The sequence below is a fragment of the Cupriavidus sp. 01L43 genome, from assembly GCF_056399925.1.
On the sequence record NZ_JBFTSH010000017.1, the window covers coordinates 52,913 to 66,202 of the forward strand.

Here is a 13,290-nt window from a genome sequence, read left to right on the forward strand (position 1 = left end):
CCTTCACGGTGACCCTTATGGGGACGCCAGCAACCGATTTCCAATGTTTTACAGACTCCAGCACACCGCCTTGGCGGCGGCTATTGCATTTGGCACGCTATCAATGCTATCCGCCAACGCTCAGGTGCCCACCCCCGGCCAATCCGCCGCCCTAACCAACGCCGAACAAGACCAGCGTACGCGCCAGCAACAGGAAGCCCGTGAGCGCGCCGCGATCGTACAAGCGCCGGCCGTACGCGCCGAAGCCATCGCCACAGCGGAGTTTCCGACGCTGCCCGAGGAAGCGCCGTGCTTCCGCATCGGCCTCATCCTGCTCGAAGTGCCGCAGGACCTGCCCGCCGATCTGCAGGTCAGCGGCGCTTCCGCGCTGCCGATGGACCCGTTCGCCTTCGCGCAGCAATGGCTGGACCACTACACCGGCGCGTGCATCGGCAAGGCTGGCGTGGAATTGCTGGTCAAAGGTGTCTCGCAATCGATCCTGTCGAAGGGCTACGTCACAACGCGGGTGCTGGTGCCGGAGCAGGACCTGACCACCGGCACGCTAAAGCTGGCGCTGATTCCCGGTGTGGTCGGCGAGATTCGCTTCGCGGAGCCGGATCTATGGGGCACGTGGCGAACCGCGTTCCCGACCGGCCCTGGCGAACTGCTGAACCTGCGTGACCTGGAGCAGGGCCTCGAGCAGATGAAGCGCGTCGCCAGCCAGGATGTGGATATGCAGATCGTGCCGACTGCCACGCCGGGGCGCAGCGACGTCGTGATCGCGATCAAGCGCAACAAGCCGTGGACGGTGGTGGCGTCGATCGACAACTCCGGCTCGCGTGGCACCGGGCGGTGGCAAGGGAATCTGAGCCTGGGAATCGATAATCCGCTCGGCCTGAACGACATGTTCAACGTCGGCTATAACCAGGACCTGATGCTGAGCAACAAGGAGCATGGCACGCGGGGCTGGAATGGCTATTACTCGGTACCTTGGGGCTATTGGACGGCCACGGTGTCCGCCTATAGCAGCAACTATTTCCAGCAGATCGCGGGGGTGAATACCACGTTCATATCGAGCGGGAAATCACAGAACGTTGATCTGAAGCTGCATCGCGTCCTGCATCGTAACCAGAACGATGTATTCGGTATGCAGGTCCGGCTAACGCGGCGCTTTGGCAAAAGCTATATCGAGGACACGGAGATTCCGCAACAGCGCCGCAACAACACGATCCTCGAGATTGGCGTAACAGATCGTCATTACTTCGGCCAATCGCAGTTAGACGCGTCACTCGGGTTTCGGCAAGGCATCGGCGCCTTGGGTGCCCAGCCCGATGCGTTGGCCGCCGAAGACGGTCCCACGTGGCGCTATCGGATGATGGTGCTGGACGCCAACCTGTCAGTGCCCTTCAAGATCGCAGAGCAGGGCTTCCGCTATGTGACCACGGTTCGCGGGCAATTCACCAATGATCGACTCTATTACGTTGACGATCTGACGATCGGCAGCCGCTATACCGTGCGCGGCTTCGATGGTGAAAGCCAGCTGGCTGGCGAACGCGGCTTCTACTGGCGCAATGAACTGCAGGCGCCACTCGGCGGCACTGGGCAGGCCATCTATGCCGGCATCGATTATGGGCGGGTATATGGACCCACTACCGCCGCCCTGGTCGGGACACAACTCGCGGGCGCGGTTGTCGGTCTCCGTGGTGGTCTCGGCTCCCGTTTCGGCAGTGTTTCCTATGACGTCTTTGTTGGAACACCTGTGTACAAGCCTGAAGCGTTCCATACCGCAGGCGTCACGGGCGGGATGCAACTCGTCTATCAGTACTAAAACGCCCCTGAAGACGGCATCAGACCGTTCTCTTTTCAATCTCCTATGGATGGGTCATTCATGAAGAAGTCACTCGTATTGACAATGGTTTCCGCAGCGGTGGCAATTGCCGCTTGTGGTGGTGGGTCGGACGACACCGGCAGCGCCGGTACATCCGCCGCACCGACGGATAACGGTCCCAAGGCGAGCAGCCGTTGGAGGCAGCGTGTTTGATGGCACCGGCACGACTTACACCAAATATCGCCGGTTCTCCTACTCGGATGTGACGTCGGGGGCATCCGGTGCGCCGAATCTGGTCGGGATGTTGCCGAACGAAACCCGCACCGTGACGATGAGCGAATTCCAAAAGTCCGCCTTGTCGACCAACCCACAACCGGCCTTTTCCACCACGCCTAGTCGAACCGTGCAGTTGACGATCCAGTACCTGGGCCGGGAAGATGTCTCCGCCATGGGCAAGGCCTATCCAAATGCCTGCAAGGTGAAGGTGCGCTACGAGCGAGCAGACAGCCTGTTCCCACGCTCGAAAGCACGGTCTGGCTTGCGCCAGGCGCGGGTCCGGTCAAGCTGACCGGCGCCCCGTTGCTGGGCGTGGAGACCATATCGGCCGAGACATCCGGCGTCGCCGTCAGCAACTGATTGCCGAAATGGGGTAACAGGCCGAAAGTGTGAGGGCGGCCCCATCTCTACCGCTGGCCACCCTCCCGCAACACCTCCGCCAACTTCCCCCGCACCAGTCCCAGCAAACAGTAAGCGTTATACGAAGGCTCGGACGTCTCGCTTTGCTTCTCCAGCAATTCCAGCACCCCGTCGAGGCCGGCCAGCACGGCCTCAGCATTGGCCGCGCGGCTCGATGGACCGGTTGTCGTCCCGGCGGGCGAAGGCAGTTTAGATTCGGACATACGCATCTTAGATCTGGGAGGTGGGCTGTTCAGTCGGATCAGTCTTCCCCATCCCACCCCGCCAGTCCATGAGACGATTCGCATTCTGTGGATCCCGGCACCTATACTCGACGGGCGCCCCAGAAGACAAGGCAAGCTATGACCCTGCCACCGCCCGCCCAGCAAGACGCCGCGTCCAACCCGCCCAAACCTCCCACGCCGCAAGTCGTTCCTTCCGGATTCCGACAAGGCATCATCACGGCCATCACGGTCCTACTTGGCTTCTCGCTGGCGTTCTGGAAATTCTGGGGGCTCGAGACACCGGGGCGATGGGGCACGCTCGCGATTCTCGCCGCTGCGGCACTGCTGATCGCGGTGGCGCTGCAGATCGTCGCGCTGTTTCGCGCGCTGCGCATCGAGGATGATGCCATCGATGAATATCGGCAGACGGTGCGCTGGTTTATCGGCTCGGCCGTGGCCTTGCTCGTGGGGTTGGCTGTCGCGATGGTCGACGCCGCGTTGTAAAAAACAGCGCCCAAAACTTCAACCCGCGCAGGAATTCCACCCCGCACCGCATCACGTTTCTTGGTGTTCTTACACACCAGGCCTCAAGACAATGTGCCTCACATCACAGACGCGCGCAGTTCTTTCAAGCCATCGTTGCGAATTCGCACGCCCGTTGTAAAGCCCAAAACTGCCTCCTAAGCTGGCCTCAGGCAGCTGATCCATGACAGGGCTGTCTGGAACATTAAAAACATTAGGAGACTCCCCATGAAATCCATCAGGAGAATGCTCGGCGTTGCGCTCGCCGGCATTATGCTCATCGGCCTTTCGTCGTGCGGCGGAGGCGGGGATGATGACCCGGGCATCGCGCCCACCGTCCAACTGCTTTCGTCGCAACCCGACTATGTGACCGGCGGCAATGCGCTGATCGACATTGGCGTGCCCACCACGGTGAACAACGATCGCCCCCTCAAGGTTTCGCTGAACGGCAATGACGTCAGCGCCCAGTTCAAGACCAGCCCCACCGATTCCTCCCACCAGCAAGCCGTGCTGACCGGGCTCGTGAATGGCACGAACTCCGTGACCGCCAGTGTGGGCAAGGCTTCGAAGACCATCACGATGACCAATTACCCGATCACCGGTCCGGTGATCTCGGGTCCTTGGCAGACGCCGTTCGTCTGCCAGACCAGCACGTTTGCGTTGCCGGATGGCTCCACGCTTGGCGCGCCGCTCGACGAGAACTGCAGCGTGGCCACGCGCGTGACCTATCTCTACCAGTCCACGCAGGGCGGGGCGCTGAAGCCGATGACCGACACCAGGACGCGCCCAGCGGACGTGGCGACGGTCACCACGCTCAGCGGCACCCAGGCGCCCTTCATCGTGCGGGTGGAAACGGGCACCGTCGATCGCGGTATCTACCAGAACGCCGTCCTGCATGACCCGACGACGGAATCCGCGCCCACGCCGACTTCGCCGCCTAAAGCCTGGAACCGGCGCCTTATCGCCGTGGAAGGTTTCGGCTGCCCCGGTGGCTGGTATATCCAGGGCGGGGCGATTGGCAACATCCAGAGCGCCGGTTTCGACTTCAGCCTGTTGAACACGCAGCGGCTGGCCGAGGGCTATGCGACGTTCGCCAACACGCTCCAGCATGCGTCGAACAACTGCAATGCGGTGCTGGCCAGCGAGGCGGCGATGATGTCGAAGGAAGCCACGATCGAACGCTTCGGCGTGCCGGTGTTCACGGTGAGCGCGGGTTGCTCGGGCGGCTCCTATGGCAGCACGCAGCCGGCGGACCGCATCCCGGGGCTGTTCGATGGCGTGCTGATCTCGTGCACCTTCCCCGACCCGCTCTCGATTGCCTTCGCCGGGTCTGATGGGCACCTGATCACGCACTACATCACGCTCTTCCCAACGGCGCTGACCGACGCGCAGATCGCGGCAGTAACCGGCTACAAGAGCCGCAAGGCCTTCGAGGACGCCGCCAACCAGGCTGGCCGGACCGATCCGGTGCCGGCGCGCGTGGACTACGCGGGCTACAACTCCGGCGTGTTCAACAGCGTGGTGCCGACGTCGGTGCGCTATGACCCGGTCAACAACAAGACCGGCGTGCGTCCCACGGTCTACGATGCCGCGAAAAACATCTACGGTGTCGACAAGGCCACCGGCTTCGCGCTCAGGCCCTACGACAACGTGGGCGTGCAGTACGGCCTCGCGGCGTTGAACAGCGGGGCGATCACCACCACGCAGTTCCTGGACCTGAACGAGAAGGTTGGCGGCTATGACCAGGATGCCAACTACGTGACCAATCGCACCGCGGGCGACCCCGGCGCTATCCTGCGGGCGCAGCAGGGCGGCCTGCAGATCGGCACCAACGGCGGGCTGGCGAGCATCCCCGTGTTCGACGTGACGGGTATCTACAACGACGACTCGGGTTACCACTACCAGTACTTCCACTTCGCCTTGCGCGAGCGGATGGTGGCGGCGAACGGCGACAGCAACAACCACGTGATGTGGCGCGGCAATCCCGTGCCGGCCGATACGGCGTGGAACACCTTCATCCAGTGGGTGGCGGCGTACAAGGCCGATGTGACGACCACCGCGCAGAAGGACAAGGTGGTCACCCACAAGCCGGCCACGGCGGTGGACGGCTGCTGGAGCGACGCCGCGACGTTCGTCAACGAGAAGCAGACCCTGAGTGCCATCGGCAACACCACCTGCAACGGGCTGTTCCCCTCGTGGACGGCCTCGCGCATCGCGGCGGGCGGACCGGTGGCGGGCAACATCATCAAGTGCACGCTGAAGCCGATTGCGGCGTCTGACTACACGGTGATGTTCTCGGGCGCCGAGATGACGCGCCTGCAGGCCATCTTCCCCAACGGCGTGTGCGACTGGTCGAAGCCGGGCATCAACCAGTCCGGCGTGGTCCCGAACGGCTCGTTCGGCCCATCGCCAGTGAACGTGGTGTTCGATATCACCAAGTCCTAGGAGCGGGTAGGCGGAACAGGGGCGGACCGGCCGCAGAGCCGGCTCACGCCCCGCTTCATTTCCGAGCCGGTCAGAACCTTCCTATTCCCCTCCGGATCCCCCCCGAAAGCCGCGGATCTCGCCGCATCCCTTCCTTGATTTGCGCCAAAGATTTCTTCCTCGAATGGAGCGAAGGTGCCAGCCATCGTCTCTATAAGGAGGAAGGATCATGCGGGATATACGCTACGCACTGTTGAACGGGAACGCCACCACGACAGGTGGCGTGCTGATCGCGCTCAACACGTACACGATTCACCACGGCGTCAATGTTGGCGTGGAAGGCGACCATGCGACCTGCCCGGCGTGCAAGGTCGGCGGGCCGGTGTACAACGACTGCGATCCAAGATACTCGCTGCATGGGAAGCAGATTCTGGTTTCGGGGGCGCGCGTGTTCTGCAAGTGCAAGGAGCACCCGCGCGTGCTGCCGTCGCAGAGCATCTTCTCGATCGAAGTCCATGCATTGGCGCATTACGCAGTCCGAGGCGCTATTGGGGCTGGCGGGGTAATAGCAACGACGCCGGCTGCCGGCGCTGCGCACTTGACTGCGGACAAGCCGGCCATGAAGGAATACCTGGTGCGACCGCGAGGTACGCTGTACTGGGGTGGAGCGGGGCTTGATGGAGACTACGTGCGGCCGCAGCTGGAGGCGTTCCGGAAGGCGGGGATCGAGCACTGTTTCATGGGACTGACGAACTCGGCAAACCACGGGCTGAACGAGGACTACAAGGAGGTTGGACAAATCCTGGATGCCCTCCGGGCTGGTCTCGTCGTGCGCTATCGTGATGACAGTGAGTGGACGATCACGAAAGGCATGTCACCGGAGGCCCCGCAGTTCAACTTGATCGGATATAGCTACGGCTCCTTGCTAGCCGCGCAAACTGCCTGGTCCTATGCACGCGCAGGCCACGTGATCGACCATCTTGTCCTGATCGGATCCCCGATCGACAGGGATTTCCTATCCGATCTGCAGACGCACCCCCGCATAGGCAAGGTTGTGACGATTGATCTGCGGGAGTTTGGGGATCCGATCTATGCCGGAATGTCCTGGGTCGAACTTGTTGCCATGGCGCCCATTCTTGGCAAACAGATGCTGGATGGAAAGGGAGAGGGACACTTCTATTACGCGCACGCCCTGAAAGACAGTCCACGTCGGTGGGAAGGCCTTGCGAAGCGTCTCGCATCGGAAGGCCTACGATGACGCCGGGATCAAGGTTGCTGCGCACCATGAACGTCATCGCGTGGCTTCTTGCCATCGTGGGCGTGGCCTACGTCGTGGCGCTGGTGCTGACCCCTTTCAAGCCCGGGGACCGCTATACCGGTCCGGCTGCGGCCTACCTTGCGATGGCCGCGCTGGCAGTCGCCGCATTGCTTATCGTGGGTCTGCTTGTCTTCTTCATCGCGCTCGTCCGGCGTCGCCCGCACAAATGGGCGATGCTCCGGGCGTTCGCAATTGGCATCGTTTGCGTCATGCTGGCGTTTGCGGTGTCCAGGGTATGGATCCATCACCAACTCCACCAGAAACAAAAAAACCCCGGCAGCAATGCCGGGGTGGCCAGTACTACCGGTGTTTTCGGCGCCGGCACCTTCAAGATTCAGACGCCTAATCGGCCTGGATATTGAATTCCTTCACGAGCTTGGTGTAGCGGGCGGTGTCCGCCGCAATCAGCTTCTGGAGCACGGCGGGCTCGCCGCCGACTGGTGTGACGGCGATGGTCGCCATCCTGGCGATGACGTCGGGCTGCTTGAGGATCTCGTTCACATGGCCGTTCAGCGTGCGGACGATTTCCGGCGGCAGATTCTTCGGGCCGAGCATCGCCTGCCACGCGCCAATCTCCACGTCCTTGTAGCCCAGCTCGCCCAGCGTCGGCACGTTCGGCGCGAAGGGGGAGCGCTTGGTGTCGGCCACGGCCAGCGGCACCAGGCTGCCATTGCCGACGTACTGCGCCACGGCGCCGTAGGTGACGTAGGTCATCGGCACCTGCCCGCCCAGCACGTCGACGATGGCCGGCGCCGTGCCCCGGTACGGCACCTGCGCGATCTTCACGCTGGCCGACTTGTTGAACATCTCGCCCATGATGTGCATCGGCGAGCCATTGCCCGGCGTGGCGTACGTCTCCAGCTTGCCGGCCTTGGCGCGCGCCACGAGGTCGCTCATCTTGGTGATGCCGGTGGTCTTGGCCACCACCACGAACAGCGATTGCGTGCCGAGCTGCGCAATCGGCGTGAAGTCGTTCTGCACGTCGTAGGTGGCGCCGGTGCCGGACTTCAACACCAGCGGGGCGATCGACAACGTGTTGGGCGCCATCAGCAGCGTGTAGCCGTCGGCGGCGGCGCGCGCCACGTAGGCGCTGCCGATGGTGCCGGCGGCGCCGGTGCGGTTCTCCACCACTACCGATTGCTTCAGCCGCGCGCCGAGCTTGTCGGCCATCAGGCGGGCGAGCACGTCCACGTCGCCGCCGGCGGGGTAGGCCACCACGATGGTGATCGGCTTGTTGGGGTAGCCGCCCTGGGCCATCGCGGGCAGGGCGGTGAGCAGGGCAGCGGCGCCGAAGGCCGCACCCATGGCGGCGAGAACGTTGCGGCGGACAGTCTTCATGGTCGAAACACCTCTTGTCAGGGTTCGCGCCCGATGCGGGGGCATGGCGGCGCGAAGGAGTCGGGGAAACGGTGCTGTGCCGGATTTCCCATCGGGCTTGTGGCGAGCGGCGCGCAAGGCAGAGGACACGCTGCCCGGCGCCGCGTGCGTCCGCCGTTCTTAGAAGATGTGCTTGATGCCGAGCATGGCGCCAAACTGCTGGCCGCCCGGCTTCGTGTTGGCGCCGGCCTGCGCGCCGCTGACGGACAACGTCAGGTTGCCGTCGTTGTTGATGAAGCCGGCGGTCGCATACACGGCCGTGCGCTTGCTGAAGTTGTACATGCCGCGGATGGCGTACAGCATCGACTTGTTATCACTGCTGTTGTAGTTCAGATAGTAGACCTGGCCAGCCAGCGTGAACGCGGGCGTGATGTCGTACGCGGCGCCGATGTAGTACAGCGCCGAGATCGGCGTGGCGCTGCCCTGGTTCTCGCGGCGGATCACGCCGGCGCCGATCTTGGTGCGATCGAGCAACACGTAGCCAGCCAGCGAGGCGCGGTCGTCACGGAGGCTGCTGCTGGTCAGGCCGGCGAAGGCGCCCGGACCGCCGCGCTGCGAGTCATACGCGGCGGTAATGCCCCAGGTCTTCTGGTCCCAGCCGATCATGGCGGACCACTCGCGGCACTGCGACTTGTCGGCCGGATTCTCGCCGGCGCAGTTCGTGCCGGCCGGGCTCGGACCGGCGTTGGCCACGTCGCGGCCGAAGCTGTACGTGCCGCCCACGGTCAGGCCGCCGAAGGTGCCCTTGTACGCGATGGCGTTGTCGGCGCGGGTGTTCGGGATGTAGCTGTCCAGCGAACCCGAGCCGAACGCGTTCGGCCCGAGGATGTCCGGATCGAGCACGGCCCAGAACAGCATGGTGTACTGGCGGCCGAACGAGACCTGGCCCCACTTGCCGCTCAGGCCGACCAGCGCCTGGCGCCCGAACAGGCGCCCGCCCTGGTTGGCGGTGCCGGAATCCGGCGCGAAGCCGGACTCCAGCACGAAGACGCTCTTCAGGCCGCCGCCGAGATCCTCGGTGCCGCGCAGGCCCCAGCGGGACGGCACGGTGCCGGTCAATGTATTCATGCGGGCCACGCTGTTGCCGGCCGCGCCGACGTTGTTGACGAACTCGACGCCGGTGTCCACCACGCCATACAGTGTGACGGACGATTGCGCCGAGGCCAGCAGGGGCGCTGCGGCCAGCAGGCCTGCCGCGTACTTTCCGATCTTCATCTACCGTTTCCTTCTCTAGTTTTCGTGGGCTCGTCTGCGTTTCCGTCCGGCCGGGGCATGTTGGGGGACCGATCCGTCTTTGCGTTTCATTAGTAAAACAATGAACTATATAGGAAACGTTCAGCGAAATATAGACAGGAGAGCCTGCGGCGTAGATCAGGGGGAACCCTAGTGAGGCGACATGGCGACGCCGTGGCATGGCGCGGATACCACAAAGGCCTGGAATCGTTGTGGTGCGCGGCTTCCACGGCAGCGCACCGCCTTTGCGAAAGTGGCCGGGCGGGCGAAGTCAGTCCTCGCTCGGCAAAGCGAGGCAGCAAGCCGCTTTCGGGTGAAATCTGACGATGCCCCGTTGCGGGGCATGCCGAGGCCGTCCGGACCGCGCGTGGCAACGGCGCTCCAGACGTGGATTTTTCTACTTGTTTACCCTGATCCCACCCCTCCCGGAACCCGGCCTATAGTCGAGGAGTTTTATTTATAAATACAGGTTTCACATATGGAACAAAACGCGCCCCATCGAGCACTTGAACCGGGCGCCGACCTGCTGGCGGCGTTGGACAACCAATTCGCCGCGCGTACCGTGATGGTCGATGCGCAAGGCACACGCGTGTCCTGCCGCGTCGGTGGCGCGCATGGTCCGGTGATCGTGTTGCTGCACGGCATCAGCTCCGGCGCGGCATCCTGGCTGCCCTGCGCGAGCCTGCTCGCCGCCGGCGCGCGGGTGATTGCCTGGGATGCGCCAGGTTACGGCGATTCCACCCCATTGCCGATGCCCGCCCCCACGGCCCGCGACTACGCCGCGCGGCTCGAGCAACTGCTGGCCGCTCTCCAGGTCCGCCCGGACCTGATCGTCGGCCATTCGCTCGGCGCGCTGATGGCCGCCGGCTACGCCGCCCAGGCCGCGCCGGACATGCAACCGGCCAGCTTCCTTCTATTGAGTCCCGCACTCGGCTATGGCGCGCCGGGTAATGAGGCCAAGTCGCGCGAGGTCTCGGCCCAGCGCCTCGAAGCGCTCGACACCCTCGGCGTCGATGGTCTCGCCCAGCGCGGCCCCACCCGCCTGCTCAGCCCGGCTGCCACGCCCGATGCCCAAGCCTGGGTGCGCTGGAATATGCGCCGCCTGCATCCGGACGGCTATCGCCAGGCGGTCGCATTGCTCTGTGGCGATGACATCGATGAATACCTTGCCGATGCCTCCCGCCCCGTGGATGTCGGCTGCGGCGCGCAGGACGTGGTGACCACGCCCGCCGCCTCGTCCGCGCTGGCCGGGCGATGCCAGTTCCCGTTCCACCTGATCGCCGACGCCGGCCACGCCTGCTACATCGAGCAGCCTCAGGCCGTCGCCCAACGGATTCGCGCCACGCTGCACGACTAAGGCGAGGGTTTCAGCACTTCTCCGCCACGAACCGGCGCTTCACGGGTTAACCCCAGTCAATTTTTGAAGCGTCGTTGTCTATAGTCGTACCTGTGTTCAATATTTAAACTCGTGTTTCACAGGTAAAACAAAGCGAGCCTGAGAACGCGAGCGCGGTTGAAGCCGCCGTCCCCAACAAAGCCAGCCATGGAGCAAAGCGCAATGGAAAGCCTCTCGTACAACCCGAACCTGGTGCCGTGGGAGCGCCCCGCGCCGAACAACGTAGCGGGCAAGGGCCATATCGAGCAGCCGGGCAAGGTGGCCAACATCGTCTGGCAGACCCGTGCGGCGGCCCCCACCGCGTACGAGAACGCGCTCGCCGATGCGCTGGAGGCGGCCTTCGAGGGCGGCGCCAAGAACCCGGGCGACATCGTCCGCGCGCTCAACCGCACGAATTTCCTGGCCGCCGATGGCCAGCCGTGGACCGAGGAAGCCTTCCTCGCCGAAATGCGCCGCCTGGGCGCCTGACGCCGGAACCCCAGCGAGACAAGACATGGAATCGAACAAGCAAGCACGTGCCGAGGCGCGTCTGAACAGCGGCCTGCGCAACTACTGGTATCCGGTGGCGGCGTCGTGGCAGGTCACCCACGCGCCCATCGGCATCACCCGCCTGGGCCAGAACATCGTCGTGTGGCGTGACAACGCCGGCGCGCTGCACGCGTTGGAAGACCGCTGCCCGCACCGTGGCGCGCGTCTGTCGATGGGCTGGAACCTCGGCGACCGCGTGGCCTGCTGGTACCACGGCGTGGAAGTGGGCGGCGACGGCCAGGTCAAGAGCGTGCCGGCCGTGGAGAGCTGCCCGCTGGAAGGCCGCACCTGCGTGCGCAGCTACCCGGTGCAGGAGCAGGCCGGCGCGATCTTCCTGTGGTTCGGCGACAGCGCCCCGGCCGAAGCCGATGCCCTGCGCCTGCCCGAGGAACTGGTGAGCGACGACCACACCAACTTCCTCTGCGTGGCCCACTGGGACTGCAACTACCGCTACGCGATCGACAACGTCATGGACCCGATGCACGGCGCCTACCTGCACGCCGTCTCGCACTCGATGGCCAGCGGCGAGAAGTCGGCCGTCATGCAGATCCGCGAGACCGACAGCGGCCTGATCTTCGAGAAGACCGGCCAGCGCGGCGTGAACTTCGACTGGGTGGAATTCGGCGAGACCGGCACGCTGTGGCTGCGCCTGTCCATCCCCTACCGCGACAAGGTCGGCCCCGGCGGCCCGTTCGGCATCGTCGGCATGGCCACGCCGGTGGACGAGGATCACTGCCTGGTGTTCTTCTGGCGCACCCGCCACGTGCAGGGCTGGGAGCGCGACGTGTGGCGCTTCCTGTATCGCAACCGCCTGGAAGGGCTGCACTGGGACGTCCTCGAGCAAGACCGCGTGGTGCTGGAGTCGATGGCGCCGAACGCGCGCGACCACGAGATGCTGTACCAGCACGACGCCGGCATCACCCGCGTGCGCCGCCTGCTGAAGCGCCGCGCCGATGCCGAAGTGGCCAACGAACCGGTGGCGATGCTGCAACCGGCAGGCGGAGTCCCCAGCCATGCGTGACGCCGCAACCGCCAACCTGCTGGCAGGGCGCAAGGTGCTGGTCACCGGCGCCGCGCGCGGCCTCGGGCTGGCCTTCGCCACCGCGATTGCCGAAGCCGGCGGCGCCGTGGCGATGGCCGACATCCTCGCGGACCGCGTGCAGGAATCGGCCGCCGCCTTGCAGGCGCGCGGCTTCAACGTGGTGCCGCTGACGCTGGACCTGAACGACCCGGCCTCGGTGCAGGCCTGCGCCGCCGCCGCCGCAGAGGCCCTCGGCGGCCTCGACGGCCTGGTCAACAACGGCGCGGTCACCGACTCCGGCGGCCGGGACCTGACCGCGCTGGACGTGGCCACCTGGGACCGCGTGATGAACGTGAACGTGCGCGGCACCTGGTTGATGACCGCCGCCTGCACGCCCGCGCTGCGCGCCAGCGGCCGGGGCGCCGTGGTCAACCTGGCCTCGGACACCCCGCTGTGGGGCGCGCCCAACCTGCTGGCCTACGTGGCCAGCAAGAGCGCCATCATCGGCATGACCCGCTCGCTGGCCCGTGAACTGGGCGATGCGCAGGTCACGGTCAACGCCGTGGCGCCGGGCCTCACGCTGGTGGAAGCCACCGAATACGTGCCGCAGCACCGCCACGACCTGTACCGCAACCAGCGCGCGCTCCAGCGCGAGCAAGTCCCCGACGATGTCTGCGGCGCCGTGCTGTTCGCGCTGTCCGACCTCTCCCGCTTCGTCACCGGCCAGACCCTGGCCGTGAACGGCGGCTTTGTCATGCACTGAAA

Annotated in this window: 12 protein-coding genes; 10 read left to right on the forward strand and 2 right to left on the reverse strand. The window is 64.8% G+C overall.

Translation table 11 applies throughout. From position 1 onward, the window contains the following. The first annotated feature begins 103 nt into the window (after positions 1 to 103). From AC1DP9_RS22730 to AC1DP9_RS22755, 6 genes are all read left to right on the forward strand, one after another. Entirely contained in the window at positions 104 to 1,807 is a 1,704-nt protein-coding gene (locus AC1DP9_RS22730; RefSeq protein ID WP_477108601.1) for a ShlB/FhaC/HecB family hemolysin secretion/activation protein, read from the forward strand. Positions 1,808 to 2,012: 205 nt separating this feature from the next. Then, the gene (locus tag AC1DP9_RS22735; RefSeq protein ID WP_477108568.1) at positions 2,013 to 2,375 is read left to right on the forward strand and encodes a hypothetical protein; all 363 of its coding nucleotides are present in this window, start codon (positions 2,013 to 2,015) and stop codon (positions 2,373 to 2,375) included. A 469-nt stretch (positions 2,376 to 2,844) separates the two neighbouring features. Next, entirely contained in the window at positions 2,845 to 3,210 is a 366-nt protein-coding gene (locus AC1DP9_RS22740; RefSeq protein ID WP_477108569.1) for a hypothetical protein, read from the forward strand. Positions 3,211 to 3,456: 246 nt separating this feature from the next. Beyond that, a complete protein-coding gene (locus AC1DP9_RS22745; protein ID WP_477108570.1) occupies positions 3,457 to 5,673 on the forward strand; it encodes a DUF6351 family protein in 2,217 nt (738 codons plus the stop codon). 208 nt (positions 5,674 to 5,881) lie between these two features. Next, complete coding sequence (locus AC1DP9_RS22750; RefSeq protein WP_477108571.1) at positions 5,882 to 6,910, forward strand: PAAR domain-containing protein; 1,029 nt, start codon at positions 5,882 to 5,884, stop codon at positions 6,908 to 6,910. Between the two features lie 26 nt (positions 6,911 to 6,936). Further along, complete coding sequence (locus tag AC1DP9_RS22755; protein ID WP_477108572.1) at positions 6,937 to 7,332, forward strand: hypothetical protein; 396 nt, start codon at positions 6,937 to 6,939, stop codon at positions 7,330 to 7,332. On the opposite strand, the gene AC1DP9_RS22760 is transcribed toward AC1DP9_RS22755, so the two are convergent. Beyond that, a complete protein-coding gene (locus AC1DP9_RS22760; RefSeq protein WP_477108573.1) occupies positions 7,313 to 8,308 on the reverse strand; it encodes a Bug family tripartite tricarboxylate transporter substrate binding protein in 996 nt (331 codons plus the stop codon). The two genes, AC1DP9_RS22755 and AC1DP9_RS22760, sit on opposite strands and share 20 nt — an antisense overlap. A 159-nt stretch (positions 8,309 to 8,467) precedes the next feature. Further along, positions 8,468 to 9,562, reverse strand: coding sequence for a porin (locus tag AC1DP9_RS22765; RefSeq protein ID WP_092293453.1), 1,095 nt, complete (start codon positions 9,560 to 9,562; stop codon positions 8,468 to 8,470). Between the two features lie 496 nt (positions 9,563 to 10,058). Here AC1DP9_RS22765 and AC1DP9_RS22770 point away from each other — a divergent pair, with 496 nt between their 5' ends. From AC1DP9_RS22770 to AC1DP9_RS22785, 4 genes are all read left to right on the forward strand, one after another. After that, complete coding sequence (locus tag AC1DP9_RS22770; RefSeq protein ID WP_477108574.1) at positions 10,059 to 10,937, forward strand: alpha/beta fold hydrolase; 879 nt, start codon at positions 10,059 to 10,061, stop codon at positions 10,935 to 10,937. A 186-nt stretch (positions 10,938 to 11,123) separates the two neighbouring features. After that, the gene (locus AC1DP9_RS22775; protein ID WP_092293449.1) at positions 11,124 to 11,444 is read left to right on the forward strand and encodes a recombinase-like helix-turn-helix domain-containing protein; all 321 of its coding nucleotides are present in this window, start codon (positions 11,124 to 11,126) and stop codon (positions 11,442 to 11,444) included. A 25-nt stretch (positions 11,445 to 11,469) separates the two neighbouring features. Beyond that, positions 11,470 to 12,525: an aromatic ring-hydroxylating dioxygenase subunit alpha gene (locus tag AC1DP9_RS22780; protein WP_477108575.1), complete on the forward strand. Its 1,056-nt coding sequence runs from the start codon at positions 11,470 to 11,472 to the stop codon at positions 12,523 to 12,525. Then, positions 12,518 to 13,288, forward strand: coding sequence for an SDR family oxidoreductase (locus AC1DP9_RS22785; protein ID WP_477108576.1), 771 nt, complete (start codon positions 12,518 to 12,520; stop codon positions 13,286 to 13,288). The genes AC1DP9_RS22780 and AC1DP9_RS22785 overlap by 8 nt, the downstream gene beginning before the upstream one ends. Positions 13,289 to 13,290 lie beyond the last annotated feature (2 nt).

Excerpts from the sequence above, each read along its gene's own strand:
- AC1DP9_RS22730 (WP_477108601.1), top strand. The coding sequence starts at position 104 with ATGCTATCCGCCAACGCTCAGGTGCCCACCCCCGGCCAATCCGCCGCC.
- AC1DP9_RS22740 (WP_477108569.1), top strand. The coding sequence starts at position 2,845 with ATGACCCTGCCACCGCCCGCCCAGCAAGACGCCGCGTCCAACCCGCCC.
- AC1DP9_RS22745 (WP_477108570.1), top strand. The coding sequence starts at position 3,457 with ATGAAATCCATCAGGAGAATGCTCGGCGTTGCGCTCGCCGGCATTATG.
- AC1DP9_RS22750 (WP_477108571.1), top strand. The coding sequence starts at position 5,882 with ATGCGGGATATACGCTACGCACTGTTGAACGGGAACGCCACCACGACA.
- AC1DP9_RS22755 (WP_477108572.1), top strand. The coding sequence starts at position 6,937 with ATGAACGTCATCGCGTGGCTTCTTGCCATCGTGGGCGTGGCCTACGTC.
- AC1DP9_RS22760 (WP_477108573.1), bottom strand. The coding sequence starts at position 8,308 with ATGAAGACTGTCCGCCGCAACGTTCTCGCCGCCATGGGTGCGGCCTTC.
- AC1DP9_RS22765 (WP_092293453.1), bottom strand. The coding sequence starts at position 9,562 with ATGAAGATCGGAAAGTACGCGGCAGGCCTGCTGGCCGCAGCGCCCCTG.
- AC1DP9_RS22770 (WP_477108574.1), top strand. The coding sequence starts at position 10,059 with ATGGAACAAAACGCGCCCCATCGAGCACTTGAACCGGGCGCCGACCTG.
- AC1DP9_RS22775 (WP_092293449.1), top strand. The coding sequence starts at position 11,124 with ATGGAGCAAAGCGCAATGGAAAGCCTCTCGTACAACCCGAACCTGGTG.
- AC1DP9_RS22780 (WP_477108575.1), top strand. The coding sequence starts at position 11,470 with ATGGAATCGAACAAGCAAGCACGTGCCGAGGCGCGTCTGAACAGCGGC.
- AC1DP9_RS22785 (WP_477108576.1), top strand. The coding sequence starts at position 12,518 with ATGCGTGACGCCGCAACCGCCAACCTGCTGGCAGGGCGCAAGGTGCTG.